General features: G+C 62.2%; 17 protein-coding genes. 2 read left to right on the forward strand and 15 right to left on the reverse strand.

Annotated features, from left to right (window positions below):
• Position 1: 1 nt before the first annotated feature.
• The 14 genes from QMC96_11205 to QMC96_11270 form a co-directional block, all read right to left on the reverse strand.
• Positions 2–616, reverse strand: a complete 615-nt coding sequence (locus tag QMC96_11205) for a chemotaxis protein CheC (GenBank protein ID MDI6877324.1) — start codon at positions 614–616, stop codon at positions 2–4.
• Positions 616–2,523 (reverse strand): chemotaxis protein CheA, encoded by a 1,908-nt coding sequence (locus QMC96_11210; protein ID MDI6877325.1) that lies wholly within the window; start codon positions 2,521–2,523, stop codon positions 616–618. The genes QMC96_11205 and QMC96_11210 overlap by 1 nt, the downstream gene beginning before the upstream one ends.
• Positions 2,520–3,557 (reverse strand): chemotaxis protein CheB, encoded by a 1,038-nt coding sequence (locus QMC96_11215; GenBank protein MDI6877326.1) that lies wholly within the window; start codon positions 3,555–3,557, stop codon positions 2,520–2,522. Before QMC96_11215 ends, QMC96_11210 begins: the two co-directional genes overlap by 4 nt.
• Positions 3,557–3,916 carry a response regulator gene (locus QMC96_11220; GenBank protein ID MDI6877327.1) on the reverse strand — a complete coding sequence of 120 codons (360 nt, stop codon included), beginning with the start codon at positions 3,914–3,916 and terminating at the stop codon, positions 3,557–3,559. The genes QMC96_11215 and QMC96_11220 overlap by 1 nt, the downstream gene beginning before the upstream one ends.
• A gap of 64 nt (positions 3,917–3,980) precedes the next feature.
• Positions 3,981–4,787, reverse strand: coding sequence for a CheF family chemotaxis protein (locus QMC96_11225; protein MDI6877328.1), 807 nt, complete (start codon positions 4,785–4,787; stop codon positions 3,981–3,983).
• A gap of 12 nt (positions 4,788–4,799) precedes the next feature.
• On the reverse strand, positions 4,800–5,825 hold the full coding sequence (locus QMC96_11230; protein MDI6877329.1) for a hypothetical protein: 1,026 nt from the start codon (positions 5,823–5,825) through the stop codon (positions 4,800–4,802).
• A gap of 1 nt (position 5,826) precedes the next feature.
• A complete protein-coding gene (gene flaJ, locus QMC96_11235) occupies positions 5,827–7,422 on the reverse strand; it encodes an archaellar assembly protein FlaJ (protein MDI6877330.1) in 1,596 nt (531 codons plus the stop codon).
• A 1-nt stretch (position 7,423) separates the two neighbouring features.
• Positions 7,424–9,286: a type II/IV secretion system ATPase subunit gene (locus QMC96_11240; protein MDI6877331.1), complete on the reverse strand. Its 1,863-nt coding sequence runs from the start codon at positions 9,284–9,286 to the stop codon at positions 7,424–7,426.
• 1 nt (position 9,287) lies between these two features.
• Positions 9,288–10,025 carry an ATPase domain-containing protein gene (locus QMC96_11245; GenBank protein MDI6877332.1) on the reverse strand — a complete coding sequence of 246 codons (738 nt, stop codon included), beginning with the start codon at positions 10,023–10,025 and terminating at the stop codon, positions 9,288–9,290.
• Between the two features lie 11 nt (positions 10,026–10,036).
• Positions 10,037–10,510 (reverse strand): hypothetical protein, encoded by a 474-nt coding sequence (locus QMC96_11250; protein MDI6877333.1) that lies wholly within the window; start codon positions 10,508–10,510, stop codon positions 10,037–10,039.
• A gap of 1 nt (position 10,511) precedes the next feature.
• Complete coding sequence (locus QMC96_11255) at positions 10,512–11,006, reverse strand: flagellin (protein ID MDI6877334.1); 495 nt, start codon at positions 11,004–11,006, stop codon at positions 10,512–10,514.
• Positions 11,007–11,009: 3 nt separating this feature from the next.
• The gene (locus tag QMC96_11260) at positions 11,010–11,879 is read right to left on the reverse strand and encodes a hypothetical protein (GenBank protein ID MDI6877335.1); all 870 of its coding nucleotides are present in this window, start codon (positions 11,877–11,879) and stop codon (positions 11,010–11,012) included.
• A 1,209-nt stretch (positions 11,880–13,088) separates the two neighbouring features.
• Complete coding sequence (locus tag QMC96_11265; GenBank protein MDI6877336.1) at positions 13,089–13,664, reverse strand: flagellin; 576 nt, start codon at positions 13,662–13,664, stop codon at positions 13,089–13,091.
• A 215-nt stretch (positions 13,665–13,879) separates the two neighbouring features.
• Entirely contained in the window at positions 13,880–14,884 is a 1,005-nt protein-coding gene (locus QMC96_11270) for a HEAT repeat domain-containing protein (protein MDI6877337.1), read from the reverse strand.
• Between the two features lie 173 nt (positions 14,885–15,057).
• On the opposite strand from QMC96_11270, the gene QMC96_11275 reads away from it, so the two are divergent.
• Positions 15,058–15,744, forward strand: coding sequence for a hypothetical protein (locus tag QMC96_11275; GenBank protein ID MDI6877338.1), 687 nt, complete (start codon positions 15,058–15,060; stop codon positions 15,742–15,744).
• A 565-nt stretch (positions 15,745–16,309) separates the two neighbouring features.
• Here QMC96_11275 and QMC96_11280 read toward each other — a convergent pair.
• The gene (locus tag QMC96_11280) at positions 16,310–16,687 is read right to left on the reverse strand and encodes a translation initiation factor IF-5A (protein MDI6877339.1); all 378 of its coding nucleotides are present in this window, start codon (positions 16,685–16,687) and stop codon (positions 16,310–16,312) included.
• Between the two features lie 120 nt (positions 16,688–16,807).
• On the opposite strand from QMC96_11280, the gene QMC96_11285 reads away from it, so the two are divergent.
• The gene (locus tag QMC96_11285; GenBank protein MDI6877340.1) at positions 16,808–17,584 is read left to right on the forward strand and encodes a bifunctional fructose-bisphosphatase/inositol-phosphate phosphatase; all 777 of its coding nucleotides are present in this window, start codon (positions 16,808–16,810) and stop codon (positions 17,582–17,584) included.
• The last annotated feature ends 2 nt before the right edge of the window (positions 17,585–17,586 follow it).

Here is a 17,586-nt window from a genome sequence, read left to right on the forward strand (position 1 = left end):
CTCAGGCGGGAGGCTGCAGCAGCCGTTCCAGGATCCGCAGGATGTCGCAGAGCATGGGGGGGTTGGGGAGCAGCATCAGATCCGCGACGATCCGGTGCTCGTCCGATGTCAGCTCGGTTTTGAAGAGCACCACCTCGTTGACGTCGGCAGCCGGATCTGCCAGAAGGGACTCCATCGCCGCGTGGGGCATGTCGATCGCCAGGCTCGGCGGCGATGGAAGCATGACGATGTTGAGGAGCTCCGCAGTGGCGTCCAGGAAGGACGAGACCATGATGTTCCCGATCTCCAGGAGGGCGCTGCGGTCCATCTCCGAGAGGCCGCGCTCCCGATCGGTCATCCCCAGCAAGGTGTTCGTCATCCGGATCGCCGAGCTGCCGGGAAGGCAGAGGAGGACGAACCCTCCGCTGGAGAGCTCGCCCTGGATCTGGAACACCACCAGCGCTGCTATCTCGTCTCCCAGGTGGAGGTGAACGTCGCCGATATCCAGCATGCGGACTTCGGGCACCGTCATCTGTATGTTCGTGTTCAGCATCTGCGACAGGGTGGTGGCCGCATGGGCAGCACCGATATTCCCCAGTTCGTTCAACGCATCGAGCTGGCTACTCGTCAGCGTCATCATGCATCTCCTTCGATCAGTGTGTGCACGTCAAGGATGGGCACAACGTCCCCGTCCCCCGGAATGGTGACCCCGCTTATCCCCCGGCATGTGCCGAAGATGCTGGAGAGAGGCTTGACCACCACCTCCTGCTGCCCGTCCACGGCGGAGACGGGGATGCAGAACCTGCGGCCCTGATCCTGGAGGATGATCAGCACGTCCCGACCGTCCGAACTGCCGAACATGTCCTCCAGGCGGTGCAGGGGCAGCACCTCGCCGCGAACCATGATCGCCTCCCTCCCCCCGATGCGGTAGAGGGATTCGGGTCTCAGGCTGGCGACCTCCACGATGTTGTGGATGGGCAGGGAGCAGCGCCGCTCCCCGATCCTCACCATCATCACATCGACGATCGCCATCGTCGGGGGGAGCATCAGCACGAATCGCGTCCCCATGCCCTCGGCGGATTCGACCCGGATCGTCCCCTTGAGGGACTCGATTGCGCTCCGCACGACGTCGAGCCCCACGCCCCGCCCGCTGATATCGGTCACCGCGGAGGCCGTGCTGAATCCGGGCCTGAAGAGGAGCTCGATCGCCTCCTCGCGGGTGAGGGCATGGGAGGCCTCGATGATGCCCTTCTCGATGGCCTTCTCCCGCACCCTCTCCACCGAGATACCGGCGCCGTCGTCCTCGATCTCCAGGATCACGTTGTCGCGGTCTCTCCGCGCCGAGAGGCGGATCGTACCCTTCCGGGGCTTCCCCTTCGTCTCCCTCACCTCGGGTGGCTCGATGCCGTGGTTCACCGCGTTTCGGATCAGGTGCAGGAGCGGATCCGAGAGGCCGTCCATGACGCTCCGATCGAGCTCCGTATCCCCGCCCTCGACGACGAACTCGATCTCCTTGCCTTCGTGGCGGGCTGTGTCGCGCACCACCCGCGGGAAGCGGTTGAAGATATGGGTGAGCGGGATCAGGCGGATGTTCATCATGAGGGCCTGGAGATCGGCGACAGAGCGGCCCATCATGTTCAGGGCTTCGTCGAGCTCCTTGATCTCGTACCGGGAAGCGATCTGCTTCAACCGCCCGCGGTTGATCACCAGGTCCTCGACGAGGTTCATCATGGTGTCCAGGCGGGCGATGTCCACCCGGATATGCTTCACCTCGCGGGCCCTGTCCGTCCGTTCGGGCGGCGGGGCGGAGTTTGCTGCGGTGAGCGACCCGCCCGCAGGTTCAGCCCCGTCCAGGGGGAGGACGGAGACTTCGGCCACCTCGGACCCGTTCGCCGCCGTCTCGATCGCCTCCCGCCCGGCATCGCTCTCCAGGATCACCGTGAACCCGCCGTCGAACTCTCCGTCCTCGAGCACCTGGCGGGGGGGTGTCGTGGCCCGGATGCATCCGATCTCCTGGAGGTTCTCCAGGACGAGCATCGCCCGCAGGTTCCTCGCCAGGCATCCTGCGTCCAGGCGGACATCGATCGAAAAAGCCTGTTTCGGAGCCCGGCCGTCCGCTTCTCCGTTGTCCGGAAGCGGCGCATGCCCTTCCGCCCTGCATGCCTGGAGGAAGTCCGCGAGTGCGGTCAGCAGGTCCCGGGTCTGCGGCAGGGAGCCGTCCCCGCCTCCCTCGATGTCGTCGAGCAGGGCCTCGATCTGGTCGGTGCACCGAAGCAGCAGGTCGATCGGCGCCTCGACTGCCGGAGGCAGGGCGCCGCTGCGGACGAGCTGGAAGATGTCCTCCATCGCATGGCAGAGCCTCTCCATGCCCTCGAATCCCAGGGAGGCGGACATCCCCTTCATGCTGTGGGCGGCGCGGAAGATCTCGTCTATGTCCCCCTCCCCGGATCCGCTCTCCAGGGCGAGGAGGTTCCTCACCAGGATCTCGTGGTTTTCGCGGGACTCCGCCACGTAGAGCTCCCGGTACATCTCCGCATCCGTCATGCGGCAGCGCCTCCCATGCCGTACACGATGCGTTCTATCTCTCTGTGCATCCTCCTGAACGGGACGACGAGATCCACGCATCCCCGCTCGAGAGCGGACCTGGCCATGCCGTAGACCAGGCAGTCCGCGGCATCGCAGACCATCGTCACACCCCCGCACCTTTTCACGGTCGCCGTGCCGTCGCCCCCGTCCTTTCCCATCCCGGAGAGTAGGATGGAGAGAGTCCTCTCTCGGAAGGAGCGTGCGGCGGAGGAGAACGTGACGTCCACGGCCGGCCGGACGGAGTGCAGCGGCGGGGCGGAGGAGTGCACGATCCGCCCGCCCCTCTCTCCGTCTTCTGTCAGTGTCGCGGAGACTACCGTATGGACTCCCGCCCGTGACACCACGACACTCCCGCGCCTCAGAATATCGCCGTTCTCCGACTCTTTCACGGGCATTGGGGAGATCCGGCGCAACCGTTCGGTGAGCGGCGCGGTGAACCCCGGCGGCATGTGCTGCGTGACGATCACGGCGGCGGGTAGCGCCGCAGGGAGGGAGGAGAGGAGACGGTCGAGCATGGGCGGTCCGCCGGCGGACGATCCCACAACAACCGCGATCCCGGCAGGCTTCGCATCGAGCGGTGCTGCTTCGGGAGCGCGTGCGGGAAGATCGACGAGGTTGAAGATCTTTGCGACGAGCTCCCGCTCGATCCCCCGCGTCTGCGTGATATCTTTGGGTTTGAACATGAAGTCGTCCGCCCCCAGTCGGAGTGCCCGGGCGGTCGTCTCCGCATCGCGCGGGGTCAGCGAGCTGAGCACCAGCACTTTTGCAGACGATCCCGTCTCCGCCAGCCTCTGCAGGACCTCCAGCCCGTCCATGCGGGGCATCTCGATGTCCAGCGTGATCACATCCGGCTCCAGCGCCTCGATCTTCTTCAGGGCGTCCCGCCCGTCGATTGCTGTCCCGATCACGTCCAGCCTCCCGTCTGTTCCGAGCATATCCGCGATGATGGTCCGCATGAAGACGGAGTCGTCCACGACAAGCACGCGGGGCATCAGGCGAGAACCGCTCTGACCTCTTCCAGCACCTTGGGGGCCTGGAAGGGTTTTACGATGTAGCCCTTCGCTCCGCTCTTGATGGCCAGCTTGACCATCTGCTCCTGCCCGACCGCTGTGCACATCACCACGCGGGCGCCGGGGTCCAGGGAGCGGATCGTCTTCAGCGCCTCGATCCCGTTCATCCTGGGCATCACCACGTCCATGGTGACCAGTTCCGGCTTCAGCTCTTTGTACTTCGTCACCGCGTCCTCGCCGTCCTCCGCCTCTCCGACGATGGTATGGCCGCCTGAGAAGAGGATGTTCTTCAGGAGAGTCCGCATGAAGAGGGTATCGTCGACGATGAGAATCCGTCCCATAGCTACCAATCCAATTATTATTGATAATTACTATTAATAATTTACGAAATTTCAATATAAAAAATTATTTCTTATCTGGATTTTTAACAGCATCTGATATGTATCTCACACCTTTTGGCGTGAGCTGGACCTCCCTTCGAACGCACACCACCTGGGCAATCTCCAGACCGATCAGCCTGTCGAACACCGCCTCCAGCTGCTTCTGGGAGATCGAGAGCATGTTCTCGATCGCATGGGAGTCCATGCCGCTGTACACCAGCATCGCCACCTGGGCGGAGAGGGGATCGAGCTCGTCCCCCCTCATGTCCATCTCACGGGTGGCGTCTTTGAGGAAGTTATAGAGCACCTGCAGCGTTGAGAGCGGGCAGAGCACGAAACTCGTGATCACCTCGTTCCGCTCCAGATGGTCGAGCTTGATGACGTCGGTCTGCTTCCCCTGCACCTCACGCTGGGTCAGTTCGATCGATGCCACTTCGGTCAGGGGAACGCAGACCTGCTTCTCCTGGCTCACGAACCAGATCCCGGACTTCAAGACGGCAACGGCCCCTTTCTCCCAGCGTGCGTTCGTGACGAGGACGCCGCCCCGTATCGCCGGCGACATGAAGTACGCCATCAGCCGGTATGCACTGCAGGAGACGGTGATCCTGCGCTTCAGGATCTGGAGCACCTTCTCCACGGAGGCGATCTTCAGCGTCGTCCCGTCCTTGAGGGTGACGCTGAGCAGGCTCTTCCTCTCCTGGACGTCGACGATGGACTTGTACGGGATCTCCCTTCCGAGCGGTGCGCCGATCGAGAGCGCCTCCCCGTCGAGACCGACGCTGCTGACAACCCATCCGCCATCATGCTCCAGTTTTACGGGGAGTTTCTGCACGTTCGAGCCCCCTCACGTTCGTAAGCTCCTGAGCTTCCCGAGCGTCTCCTCCAGCTCTCTCTCCAGGTCCCGTGCATCCACCTTCGTATCCTTCAGATCCCGAACGAGGCTCAAATCGAGGCCCCTTCGCATCGGGGCGATGTCTGCCCGAAGGGCGGAGAGGAGTTCATCCCCGGTGCTTCCCGATGCAAACGCCAGCATATCCTCCCCCGGCGCCTCCCCCGTCGGGTTCGCATCCACCTTCGGCGGAGCGGGGGGCTGCGGGGGGGGCGGGGTCCTTACGGGGGCAGTGCCGTCCGGCAGACCGGGGTCGACGGCATCGAGATCCGCGTCCGCGAGGTCCTCGAACTGACTGGCGATCGCATCCATGCCGTCCAAATCGTCGAGACCGGCCAGCCCGTTCTCGTGCGCCATCAGGATCTCGTCGACATCGTCAGTCTCCTGATCGACCCGGACGGGCGTCTCCTCGCCCAGCAGAGATGCGTCCAGTCCCTGGAGGTCGTCCATCTCGTATCCGGACTCCTCCGCGGAATCCATCAGCAGCCCGTCCTCCAGCTGCGCAGAGGAGAGAGCCAGAAAGGGATCGGCGGGATCGGCGGCGGAGCCCCCGCCCGGAGCGGCTGGTTTCTGGAGCGCCGGCGGCGCCCGCGGGCTCGCCGGGCTGTCGGCGAGTGCTTCGTCCAGCAGCTCGTCGATCTTCCGCATGCGCACCTCCGGATCGTTCCCGCGGGTCTGGAACCGTGCGACTCCCGCCCGCAGGGCGGCGATGAAACCCGAGAACGGCAACCGAAGCGCGGTCCGCTTCTTCCCCGGCACCGCCTCGCCCTTCGGGGGCGGGGGGGTCATTCTGGGAGATTCCTGCCCTTTTTTCTCCGTTCTGCCCCCCGGCCGGAGGGATCCGGTCAGGATCATCACCATGAAGCCGGTCAGGAAGGCGGCGCTGATGAGGATGGGGAGCGGCGCGTCCAGGAAGACCAGGACGGATCCGGCCGCGACGACGGTGACGAGGAGGATGCACCTCCGCGATCGCTGCTGCATCTCACGCACCTCCGAGACCGGGGATGTCGAAGAACATGTGAACGGCGATCGGGGCGGCGATGTAGAGGGCGCCCGTGATGATGCAGAGAAGGCTGGCAAAGAAGTAGAACATGTACCGGTCCCCTCCGGCGACGATCTTGCCGGCGATGACGTTGAAGAGGGTCAGCAGGGAGATGATAATCACGACAAAGACGGTCATCTGCCCCTCGGGGAAGTTCACGAAGAGGCCCATGCCGCCGAGGGCCTGCCCCCCGACGGAGGATGGGCCCGAGAGCGCCGACTCCGATCCGCCGAACTGCTCCATGACCGCCGCGATCCCCTTCGCCATCAGGAGCAGGATGTGGAAGAGGAAGAGGAAGATCCCCACCATGGCCGCGTGCATCGGGATGAGCAGCACGATGAACCCCTTGTAGAACATGTCGCGCTTCTCCCGCAGCAGCACCTGCTCGAGCATCGAGGAGCCGATGATCTGGCCGATACGGTCCGGTGAACCGCCGAGCTCCACGGCGTCCCGGAAGATGTTCATGTACTTGTAGATCAGGTTGCTGCCGCTCTCGCCGATGAACCGCTCCCAGCTCCTCTTCTCATCCAGGCCAAGGTTCAGTTTGGAGTACACGGAGTCGATGAGAGGTTCGAGGTGGATCAGGGATTTGCGGTCCACCTCCGCCAGCGCGAAGACGGTGTTGATCCCCTTTCCGCCCATCACCGAACCCAGGCTGCGGATGAAGGTGGGGAAATCCCGATCCCGCTGCACGATGTTGGTGTCGTCGACGAAGCCGATGAAGCCGAGCGGGGCGAGGAGGACGCCGGCGAGGAGGAAGACCATGCCGAAGCCCCCCCCGAGCAGGAGGAGGAGCAGGCTCCCGACGACCGCGACAGGCAGCACGAGCCTCTCGATGCGGCGGATCATCGCCTGCTCCCGGGAGCACCACTGCGGCATGCGGTGGGTCCTGACGTCGTCGGGCACCGACCGGTACATGATGGCGAGCCCCATCACCGAGATGGCGATGATGAGGAGATAGGCGGTGTTCAGCGAGGACTCGATCCCCTCGGGGGAGTAGATGGCGACCGATATCATGATGATGATGCCGACGAGCGATGCCGAGAAGAGCATGGCGATGTAGGCATCGCCCCACTTCTTCAGCATCTCGAGGCCCTGCTCGAAGGTGTTTCTGTAGACCGATCTTACGGTCTCCAGCTCCCTTGTTAGAAAATCCTCGTCGGGGACGCCGGACTCGATGGAGTTGGCGTAGCGGTTGAGCAGGCTCCGCAGCATCTCGTTCTCCACCTTGTCGGCGACCAGAAGCAGCCCCTCGACGTAGCTGTAGTTCCACCTCCGCACGTACTTCTCGGCCTTCTCGATATAGCGGGACGGGACGTACTCCCTCCGCTCTGAGGTATATGCGAAGATCTCCGGGCGGGTCACACCGGCGGTGGTGATGGCGGCCATGTAGGTGCTCATGAAGAGGAGATCGGCGCCCATCTTCTTGTTCTCCTTCACCCGCCGGAGCAGGGCGGAAACCCTCTTTGCGAGGTCGGCGAACGGCAGGCTTCCCCCGCTGCCGTTCCGCACCACCGAAGCGGCGTTCTCGAACATATCAGCCACCTATCTGCAGGAGCCCCTGCTTCCGGATGCGGGTCAGCATGTCGAAGAGGTCCCAGAAGCCCGTATATCCGGCCTTGTGGAGGCGCTCCAGAATGCGGGCACGCTTCTCCACCTCGAGGTACATCTCCCCCTTGCGGTGCTCGGGGATCCCGAGCATGGTGGCGATCTTGTTCTCCAGGATGTAGCTCGCCCCCTTTCCCGTGAACTCGTGGGTGTCAGTGACAGGATCCCAGTGGAACATCTCGACGAACGAGAAGCCCTCCGTCTCGGGATTGTAACCGATCAGCTCGTTGACGGAGAGCATCCTCCGCACCGTCTCCCCGCTGGGCCGCTTCACCGCGCTCTGGATCACGACGATGTTCAGGTTGTCCACGTAGGTCTTCGGGATGTTGATGGGATCCCCGCAGAGACGCTGGATCAGCTTCTCCACCGATGCCGCGTGGAATGTGCTCATCACGGGGTGGCCGGTCTGCATCGCCGAGAAGGCGACCGCGCCCTCGACGCCGCGGATCTCGCCTACAAGGATCTGGTTGGGCCTCTGGCGGAGGGCGGCTTTCAGGAGGTCGAACATGGTCACCTCCGATCCCTCGCCCTCCCCTTTGCCCTTCCCCTTGGAGACCTCGCGTGTCCAGTTGCGGTGCGGGACCTTCAGCTCCGGGGTGTCCTCGATGGTGACGATCTTGTTCTCCGGAGGGAGGAAGGCGGTGAGGGCGTTCAGACTGGTGGTCTTCCCGCTCGCCGTCTCCCCGCTCATGAAGAGGGACATCCCGTGCTCCATGCAGATCCAGAGATAGGCGGCCACCATGTAGTCGCATGTCTTCCACTCGATCAGCTGGAGGATGCTGATCGGCTCGTCCATCGCCTTCCGTATGGTGAAGTTGCTGCCGTGGCGGCTGATTTCGGTCCCGTAGACGATGTTGATGCGGGAGCCGTCGGGCAGGGTTGCGTCCACGATCGGGTTGCGGTATGTCAGGGGGCGCTTGATCCGTTCGGCGAGCTTGATCACGAAGTTGTCGAGCTCCTCTGTCTTCTGGAAGCCGACGACGGACTTCAGGCCCTTGAAGATCTTGTGCTCGACGAAGATCGGGCCCACCCCGTCGCAGGTGATGTCCTCGATGTAGGGATCGGAGATGAACGGCTTGAGGGGGCCGAGCTCGATCTTGTCCCGCACCATCAGGTACTCGAGCGCCTTGTACTCGGGGGGGCTCAGGAGGATCCTGCCGTCGGGAAGTGTCGGCACTTCGACGGTGACCTCGCCCAGGGGGTTGACGGACTTCCGGGCCGTGAGGTCTTTGTTGAGGAAGTCCAGGATCTTCTTCTTCAGACCTCCGCCGCTCCTGTCGGCGAGTAGATGGCCGTCCCGTTCCTGGCCGGGCTCGGCGACGCATGTGACCTGGGCGATCAGCTTCATTAAGACCGCCTTCCTCTCGTCCTCGGTCGTCGGGTCCTCCTCAAGGGCGTCTAACAGATCGATCAGCTTCCGCTCCACGGCGGGGACGTAGTCGGTCACGTTGTGGAGGAAGGAGGGCTCGATGGGGATGTAGTAATTCCGCGAGTCGTTCTGGTCGGGGAAGATGTGGATGAAGGTGACGTCGTTTGCCGGGTAGATCAGGTTCGGGTCCTTCATGGACTTCAGGTCCCGCTTCAGTTCGGAGAAGAAGAGGGGGATGCCGTAGGTGTTCACCGGGAACATGTGGAGGTATTCCAGGAGGTGGGGGCTCCCTTTGACGTACTCCTTGGCGTTGGCGGGGAGCATGCGGTAGAGGGCGCATCCCTCGATGTTGGTGTAGCAGTCGTTCCCCTCGTCGTTCTCCGCCGGTTTGAAGGGGAGGTTCACGGATACGGACAGGGTCATGCTACACCTTCGCCATCGATACGGGGATGATCTTCATGCCGTAGCCCGGATGCACCTCGAAACTGACGATGTTGCCCGTGGTCTTGCGGGCCCCCCGCACCTTCACCACCTCCATCAGCATGACGTACTTGTTCCCGAGCTGCGTCTTCTTCATGATCAGGTGCGCATCGCAGATCGAGCGGATGCGGATGAGCGTGTCCTCTTCGTAGGCGTAGGTGTGGAGCGTGATGAGGATGGTCTTCCCGTGGTCGACCAGGTTCTTGCAGTTGGTGAAGAAGGTCAGGACGGCGTCGGAGGTGGTGTACTCGGTGAACATGGTCAGGGAGTCGATAACAACAACCTGGCACGGGCTCTCGCGGATGGAGTCGATCACCCTCTGGAGGATGCCGTCCATCTCCTCCTTGCTCCACTGGAATCCGCTCATGTGGAGGGGGAAGACGCGGAGGTATCCCCAGGCGAAGTGGTCCGATATGTCCAGGCTCATGGACTCCATCTGGGTGAGGAAGCTCTTGGTCGTGTTCTCCGTCGTGAAGAGATCGGCGTTGAGCCCCTGCTTCATCGCCCCCCAGATGATCTGCTGCGTGAGGACGCTTTTTCCCGTGTCGTTCTCGCCTTCGATCAGGGTGAGCGACCCCAGTGGTAGACCGTCGGCTATCTTCTTGTCGATCTCCGAATTACCCGTGGAGAGGATGTTCTTGTCCTCCCCGCCGAGTATGGTTGCCAGTCCCGCGCTGTCCATCTGCGATCGCCTCACACGATGTATCTCGAGTCGTACACGCCGCTCGCCGTGACGACCTGCACCCACTGCGGGGGATCGCCGACGTATGCGACGGACAGGTTCGCCACCTCTCCCGGATCGAGCATGCCGGGATGGATGCTGTCGGGCGAGATCGAGACGATGCTCCAGGTCCCCGGCCCGCTCCCGCGGGGGTGGAACATCGGATCTCCGCCGCTGGAGAGGTATATGTCCATGTGATCGAAGTCCCCGACGGTCTCGCTGCCGGTGTTCTCCACCTCCAGCCACAGCGTGGCGGTGCTGGCGTTCAGCCTGGCATCGAGGATGGCGATGGAGGTGCGCAGGCGGATCTCCTGGTGGTGCACCGCGTCGCTCTGGGCGCCCGCGATCATTGAGGCGGTCGAGAGCGTCCCTCCCATCAGAGCGTAGGCGGTCACGACGAGCAATAGGATTGCAATTGCCGATGCAATCAGCGAGGCCGTTGCCATGTCAACCACTGGCGGAGAATTCCGCCGATCGTACCACACCGTTCTGGGAGACGAACTGGAAATACACGATGTCTCCCGAGATCGTGGGAATCTTGGAGCTCTCTATGGTCAGGTGGACGGTCTCTGCCGGATCCCAGTATCGGTTCGTGTCGCCGAGGATGATGTAATCCCAGCCATATCCCCCGAGGCTTCCTGCCTTCTTGGGTACGGACTCGAAGTCTGTCGGCGCGCCGATGAATATGTCGGACTGGTTTATCTCGTTTCCAGAGATGCGATTCGTCCCAACGTTCTTTATCCAGATCTGGGCGGATCCTGCATGCGCATACGCATTGATGATCTTCAGGTCCGTCCGCAGGCGTTCATCGGCTGCGTGGGACGATGAGCTGAATGTTCCGGTCATCGTGTAGATGACCGGAAATATCGCGTTGATGAGGACGGCCGCGGCAACCACGGCCGTGATCAAGAACAATGCGGTGGTGATGGTATCGCTCGACATCCATTATGCCCTGTCCTTCGTCGGAATCCAGGACTCTTCACTATCCTGCACCGGATCCCTGGTTTTTGAGACAGCCGTCCGCCGTTTCTGTTCCATCAGCACCTCGATCATGTCCCGGTCCAGTGAGTTGTCGTTCGGATCCAGGATCCGGTTGAGGGAATAGAGCTCCTGCACGAACTCGTCAGATCCCATCTCATGCTGGTCCCCGATAGACGGCGGCATGAGACGGGCGATCTCCCGCACCTGTTCCCGATCCTCTTTCGTGATGTAACCCATGGCGCGGTACGAATCCAGCATCATCTCCAGCCGGTCATGGCCGTACTTCGTCACTGTCTTGCGCGTCCACTCGAAGAGCCGGTGCACTTTCTGAAGGCGAATCCTCTCCTGTCCCCGTTTCGGATGGTCGTCGCGGATCTCCTTCGGAGCGGACAGCTGGGAACGGAGGGTTTCGAGCAGCTGCGTATCGATTGCACGAAGAGGTTCCCCCCCCGCGCTCGTGCAGTCCGCATCCTCGGGTGCTGATGCGGCACCGCATCTGTGCCCGGCAGGACCCGCCTTATCCGTCCCTGCACCCTCGACCTGCGACTCCCGAAGGGCAGCCGCAGCCTCGCGGGCGGCTGCAGCCGCTTCCCGCGCTGCAGCCGCTTCTTCGCGGGAAGCAGCGCTGTTACGGGCTTCGCTGGGGGAACCCTGCGGCACGACGACGAACGGATTCTCCAGTTCGTTCATTCGCTCGCGGATATCGATCAGGAGCCGTTTTATGGAGGTCTTGATGAGGTCGACCTCCTCCTGCAGCTTGAGCAGCTTCACCTCGGGATCGTCTGCCGAGGCGCTGGAGATGATGTGGTCGACCTGCGCCTGATTCACCGCCATATCAGGTAATAGTAATCACTTATCATATTTCAATATATCTATTTTTTAAATCTTATTATATTATTATATTTTTTATTTTAATAAGTTATTATCTCTTTTATTTACAAACAGGCATGTACCCTTAAGAATACAGGCAACCGGTTAGCGTCTCCCCTATCCAACCCGGACACCCCCTCCGACTCGGGGCCTCTCGGCCTTCAGCACCCTCCCATCCCTCTTGTTCTCGTCTGTCCGCGAGGGGTCGGGAGGCGGGCCCCGATCGGGTTGCCGCCCCTTCCTGCCTTCTGCTACGGCGGAGGTCCGCGCCACCCTCTCACCGGGCACCGATGGCGGATCTGGCGCAATCGCCCCGGTGCACGGAACACGGTTGACAGAAAAGATCGCCCTGCCGGGATATCCTCTTCGTCGCCTGGCCGGACATTCTTCTTCGTAGCGGTTTTCACAAGAAGAGGATGAGGGGCGTCTGCCGTCTCTCGCATCCTCCTCCGATGCTCGGGAGGCTCGCGGTCGCCCGCATCCGGGAGTGTGCTGCGACTTCGGGGTGCGCGATGGCGAGGGGAGGGGGATGCACGACGGTGCTCCCGAGGAGGTGAGATGGCAGGGGGCGATCGCCGCCCGTTTGCCGCGATCGTTCTTCGGATGCCGGGATTGGCGTGGCGTGGCCTGACCGCTGCCTCCGCCGTGACGCCCGTGAGCAGGAGCGAGAAGGGATCCGTTTCCACAACCGCAGACGCTTCCCCCTCCCCTATCCGTCCCCTTGCCCGATTGAGAATGGGTCCTCCCCGGCGATTCCGCCTGCCTCCCGGCGGTGAGAGGGAAGATCGGGCGGAACCGGAAGGGGGAGGCTCCAACCGGGATCGAGTTCCGTGTACGGATCGCCATTTCGAACGAACCTCCCTGCCGGTCCAGGCGTATCCCAGCAGTGTGCGGCATTCCAGGGTCACGGGGCATCGGGACGGGTCGCGGCGGGCCGAGCGTTCCATTCCCGTCGCAATGTTCCGTCATGCGGGCGCTCCGGAGCGAAAGGGACGGCAGCTCCGGCAGTAAGCCGCTGATCCCGCCTCTCCGCGGGGGAAGCAGCCTTCCTGCCGCTCCCGGCGGGTTCAGGCAGTTTCACCCTTTGCGGTTGCGGGGCGGCGCCTCTCATTCCGGGTGAATCCGGGAAAGGGCTGGCGCATTGCCCGATAGAGATAGAAAAAAAGATGGGTATCAGTAGAGCTTGTTCACTGCATCGATCTGGGCAGGGGTTGTCCTCGTGAGCCCCAGCGCCGCACCAATGGACGGGCGGACTTCGAGACTGAACTTTGTGGATGTGCCAAGCTCGGCAGTTGGCATGACATAGACCGTGAACTGCTCACCGGACTCCAGCAGGAGGTCGGTGTCGCCGAAGTTCTGCTCGGAGATGTTCCACTTTCCGCCCTCGGCTGGATCGCCGGTAAGGTTTGTCACGTTTGCAATGGTCTCCACCGTGGATGCTGTGGACCATACCATCTGGACCTTGGTCATGTCGATGGGAGCGCCGCCCGCAGCAAGACCGACAGTGAACCGGACCGTATCCATCTCGCCATTACCGTTGGTATCCAGGCCATAGACATCCCCGAGGATCTCCATGTTCGAGGTAGCCTGGCTCACGCCGGTATGTACGACCCGCTGGCTCTCCTGGGTGGTAAAGAACCCGGCTCCCAGGACGACATACGAGAACACCGCCGCCACGACGACGAATGCGATCAGCACGATCGCCGCCTCGAGGCCGGTGAATGCATCTTCACGATTCATGCTTCTCATACTTCTACACCTTGTGAGTGTATATTGGATCCCTCCAATACCACAAAATACGTTAAATGATTTATTATTATTTAAATTTTTCTATTTTTCAATATCCAATTTCTATCCTTATGAAATAATTATATTGGAAATAACAGGTCATTGAAACAACCCAGTAATTTTAGAATGAATTCAAAATGGGGAAATATTCTTATAACATGGTTTTTGAGGTCAGCTCACGGCCCCTCGTTCCCCTCGCGGATCCGCCGCAGGGCGGCTTCGGCCTTCGCGCGGACGCCGCCGTCGGCGTCATGGAGCGCCTGCTCCAGGGCCGGAACGGCCCGGGCATCCCCGAAACGGCCCAGGGACTTCGCCGCCTCCCGCCGCACGAAGCGGTTCTCGTCCCGAAGGGCGGGTATGAGGGGGCCGATCGCGGCAGGTTCGCCGATGATCCGCAGGGCGATCGCCGCTCCCATGCGGACATGCCAGTCGGCATCGCCCAGCGAGCGGAGCATCGGTTCGACCGCCGCCTCTCCCATGCCCGCGAGCGCCTGCACCGCACTCTCCCGCATGGACCGCCTTTCGTCTTTCATCGCCTCGATCAGCGCATGAATCGCCCGCTCTCCCCCGACCTTCCCCAGGGATCGCGCCGCCTCCTCCCGCACGGCGGGGTCCTCGTCGCGGAGGGCCCGGATGAGAGGATCGATGACCCTGGGATCCCGTTTCCCGCCCAGGGTGCGGACCGCCTCCTCCCGCATCCGTGCATCCTTCAGGCGCAGCGCCTCGATGCACCATCCGATCTCGTCCGATACAGGGGGTTTCTGATGCGGCTGACCGCGATCGGCGGCATCCCCGGATCGCGGCACGGACTCCTGCCGCCGGCATCGCGCGAGCAGGGCGAGGGCGGAGACGACCCATATATCGATACCGGCGTTGAGCACGGCGAGAACGGGGTCGAGGGTGTGCCCGCTGAAGAAGAGCCACCCCGTCAGCAACCCGACTGCAGCCACGAGGAGGATCGTCACCTGCAACCCGCGGTGGGGATACCAGAGGGAGACCAGAATGATCGGGATGATGTAGAGGTGGGGGAGGAGGTAGTAGACCTGGGGGATGATCGGCTGCCCGCTCACGGCGTAGACGGTCACCAGGAGGGAGACGATGGCGAATGCCCCGATCAACCACAGCCGCACGATATCGGTCTCCCTGGCGGAGACCCGCGCGAGGTGCTTTGTCTGCTCCATGGCGATAATCTCCTTGTTGAAATTTTTACTATAAATAGAATTCGAAAATTGAATAATAGTAAATTTTAATATTAATTAAAAACTACAGGTAAATCATCGTTATATATATCAAACACGTCGAAATGATTCGGGAATAGCCTGCCCCGAGAGTGCGGGCGGGCGCAGGTGATATCGTGGAGAAGCAGGACATCCTCTCCCTGGCGGCGGCGATGGCGATCGTTGCGATCCTTGCCCTGGTGGTGAAGCCCGCCCTCTCCGGCGAGGACATCCTCGGGGTCTCGCTTCCGAGCGGCAGGGAGGCGGAGGCCACTCCGGTGCCGGCACGGTCGGCACCGCTCCCGACGCCCCGTCCCACAACCCCTGCTCCGGCGCCGTCCCCAACCGCAGCATGGAACGGGGCGCCGAAGTCCATCGGTTTTGTCGACCCGGCAGTCTACCAGATCCAGAGCGGAGACTCCGGGCCCCGGCTCAGCACGCCCCCCGCCCAGCCGCAGGACCACAGCCTGGTCACCTACGCCGTCATCCAGGGGCGCTGGAGCGGCACGACCGAGATCCTGCGCATCCCCTTCCCCTACTGGGAGATGCACTACACGGCGGAGCCTCTCGTCGACGTCTCGGAGGATCACGTCACCGTCTTCCCCCGCATCAATATCCAGGTGATGGACGCGGACGACCCGAACCGGTTCGTGCGGGTGGCGAATCCGGATATCCTGGATTCCCGCCTCTTCGCCGAGAACGATCCCCGCCCCTGGATCGAGAAGTTCTATGAGGGCAACCGCAATTACTACTTCGTCATCAACGCGCGGTTCGTGTCCTCCTACACGATCGAGATCAAGGTTCCGAAGCGGTACGTCGCGTGATCGCCTCGCCGATGCCGCACCGCTCCCGCAGGGGATATCGCCCTCCGGCTGCATACTCGTGCGTGCGACCGTGTCCGATCCCGGATGCGGATACGGCATTCTGCCCGGTCATGCATCTGACCTACTTCCCTCTCCCGTACTCTCCCCATCCCAATGGCATGCCACGCGTCCGGCACCCGGGGAGCCGCGCGAGCGGGGATGCCCTGCCTCCGCGTATCGCGTTGAAGAGCGGGGGGCATGGAGGCAGGGCATCTCTCCATCGGAGCCTCGCCGAGCGCGATTTTCCGGTGCAGGGGGGGTGTGGGATCGTGCGCATCGGCGAGGCTGGACCACCAGTGCCCGATTCACGGAGTTGTGCGCGAAATCAGCTGCAATTCGGAGATGGATCCAAGGGCCCATGCCTGTCGCGCGGGAGCGCCCCGGTCGAACGATTCTGGGAGGCGCATCCCCCGAGGATCAGGGGGATACCCGGCTTTCGTTACTGCTGCTGGATGCAAGGAAAAGAGATATCGGGGGGCGGGAAATTGGCAGATCCTCGACGAGCCCGTGCAATGGAAGATTGAGGTCAGTCCAGCTTCCGCTTTCCCATGGCCTCGATATACGTGACCTCTTTGCCGGGCTCTAACTCGCGGAGGGATTCGTCGGTGACCTGCAGCTCGAACATGGTATAGTCTTTCGTATCCATCAGCTGGACCGTGTTCCCGGCGATCGAGATCACCTGGCCGCTCTTGCGCTCGACGATCGGCACGTAGATCTTCGCCGAGACCGGCTGTACGATGGATCGCTTCACGCCGTCGAAGATGCCCACCGCATCGATCCTCGACTTGGCTGCTCCGTGCTTTCCGGGCTTCGACGTCGCGATCCCCAGGATCTTGCTCGGCTCGTCGTCGATCACGACATAGCGCCCCTCTTTCAGCTTTCCAACCTCAGTCTGTTCCTTCATTGCGATTCACATCTCTTGCGCTAGTAATTTATCTTGATTGCATTACATAAATTAATCGACGGATTTAAACCGATCCAGCGAGAAAGGAGGTTTGAGTCCGAGCGGAGCAGGTTATCCAGCATGGATCTTCTCAAGCACTTCGAAGAGATCTCAGAGACGGTGGAGGATCTCATCCGGGATCTGACAGGGACCCGCGAGGCCGGAGAGTACATGGGCATGGGTGCGGACGGGACGCCTACGCAGAAGATCGACCGGATCGTCGAGGACAGCATACTCACCTATCTGGATGCCAATCCATTCTGCAAAACCCTGATCAGCGAAGAGGCCGGACGGCGCGACCTCGCGGGCGAGAAGGGGACGCTATTCCTGGATCCTATCGATGGCACCTACAATGCCGTCACGGGGATCCCGTTCTACGCACTCTCGATGGCGTACGCAGAGGGCGGAGTCGTGCAGGAGGGGTTCGTGCGGGATCTCGCGCACGGCGAGACGTTCTACGCACGCCGGGGAGGGGGTGCGTTCCATGACGGGAGACCGATCCGTGTCTCCAGCACCGCCTACCTGGAGACGAGTGCCATGAGCATTTACGGGCGCAAGTTCAACCCCACGCGCGTGATGCAGCTCGGGAGAAAGGTCCGCCGCTGGCGCCTCTTTGGAGCCTCGGCGCTGGAGCTCTGCTACGTGGGGTGCGGGAGAATCGACGGCTTTATCGATCTGCGCGGCACATTGCGGGTGACCGACGCAGCAGCCGGCATGCTCGTCTGCGAGGAGGCGGGCGGCGAGGTGAGCGATCTCGACGGGCGGGATATTCGGTTTCCGGACGAAGTGACGGTGGGGCGGTGCATGATCGCCACGAACGGCGTGCTGCACCGCAAGGTGATCGAGTATCTGAGGTGACG

Source organism: Methanomicrobiales archaeon (assembly GCA_030019205.1).
Taxonomy (GTDB): Archaea; Halobacteriota; Methanomicrobia; order Methanomicrobiales; family JACTUA01; genus JASEFH01.

What these genes read in the sequence shown, in the direction of transcription:
- QMC96_11210 (MDI6877325.1), bottom strand. Translation starts at nt 2,523, where the DNA reads ATGACGGATGCGGAGATGTACCGGGAGCTCTACGTGGCGGAGTCCCGC.
- QMC96_11220 (MDI6877327.1), bottom strand. Translation starts at nt 3,916, where the DNA reads ATGGGACGGATTCTCATCGTCGACGATACCCTCTTCATGCGGACTCTC.
- QMC96_11245 (MDI6877332.1), bottom strand. Translation starts at nt 10,025, where the DNA reads ATGGACAGCGCGGGACTGGCAACCATACTCGGCGGGGAGGACAAGAAC.
- QMC96_11255 (MDI6877334.1), bottom strand. Translation starts at nt 11,006, where the DNA reads ATGTCGAGCGATACCATCACCACCGCATTGTTCTTGATCACGGCCGTG.
- QMC96_11205 (MDI6877324.1), bottom strand. Translation starts at nt 616, where the DNA reads ATGACGCTGACGAGTAGCCAGCTCGATGCGTTGAACGAACTGGGGAAT.
- QMC96_11215 (MDI6877326.1), bottom strand. Translation starts at nt 3,557, where the DNA reads ATGCCCCGCGTGCTTGTCGTGGACGACTCCGTCTTCATGCGGACCATC.
- flaJ (MDI6877330.1), bottom strand. Translation starts at nt 7,422, where the DNA reads ATGTTCGAGAACGCCGCTTCGGTGGTGCGGAACGGCAGCGGGGGAAGC.
- QMC96_11280 (MDI6877339.1), bottom strand. Translation starts at nt 16,687, where the DNA reads ATGAAGGAACAGACTGAGGTTGGAAAGCTGAAAGAGGGGCGCTATGTC.
- QMC96_11250 (MDI6877333.1), bottom strand. Translation starts at nt 10,510, where the DNA reads ATGGCAACGGCCTCGCTGATTGCATCGGCAATTGCAATCCTATTGCTC.
- QMC96_11260 (MDI6877335.1), bottom strand. Translation starts at nt 11,879, where the DNA reads ATGGCGGTGAATCAGGCGCAGGTCGACCACATCATCTCCAGCGCCTCG.
- QMC96_11285 (MDI6877340.1), top strand. Translation starts at nt 16,808, where the DNA reads ATGGATCTTCTCAAGCACTTCGAAGAGATCTCAGAGACGGTGGAGGAT.
- QMC96_11230 (MDI6877329.1), bottom strand. Translation starts at nt 5,825, where the DNA reads ATGCAGCAGCGATCGCGGAGGTGCATCCTCCTCGTCACCGTCGTCGCG.
- QMC96_11240 (MDI6877331.1), bottom strand. Translation starts at nt 9,286, where the DNA reads ATGACCCTGTCCGTATCCGTGAACCTCCCCTTCAAACCGGCGGAGAAC.
- QMC96_11270 (MDI6877337.1), bottom strand. Translation starts at nt 14,884, where the DNA reads ATGGAGCAGACAAAGCACCTCGCGCGGGTCTCCGCCAGGGAGACCGAT.
- QMC96_11265 (MDI6877336.1), bottom strand. Translation starts at nt 13,664, where the DNA reads ATGAGAAGCATGAATCGTGAAGATGCATTCACCGGCCTCGAGGCGGCG.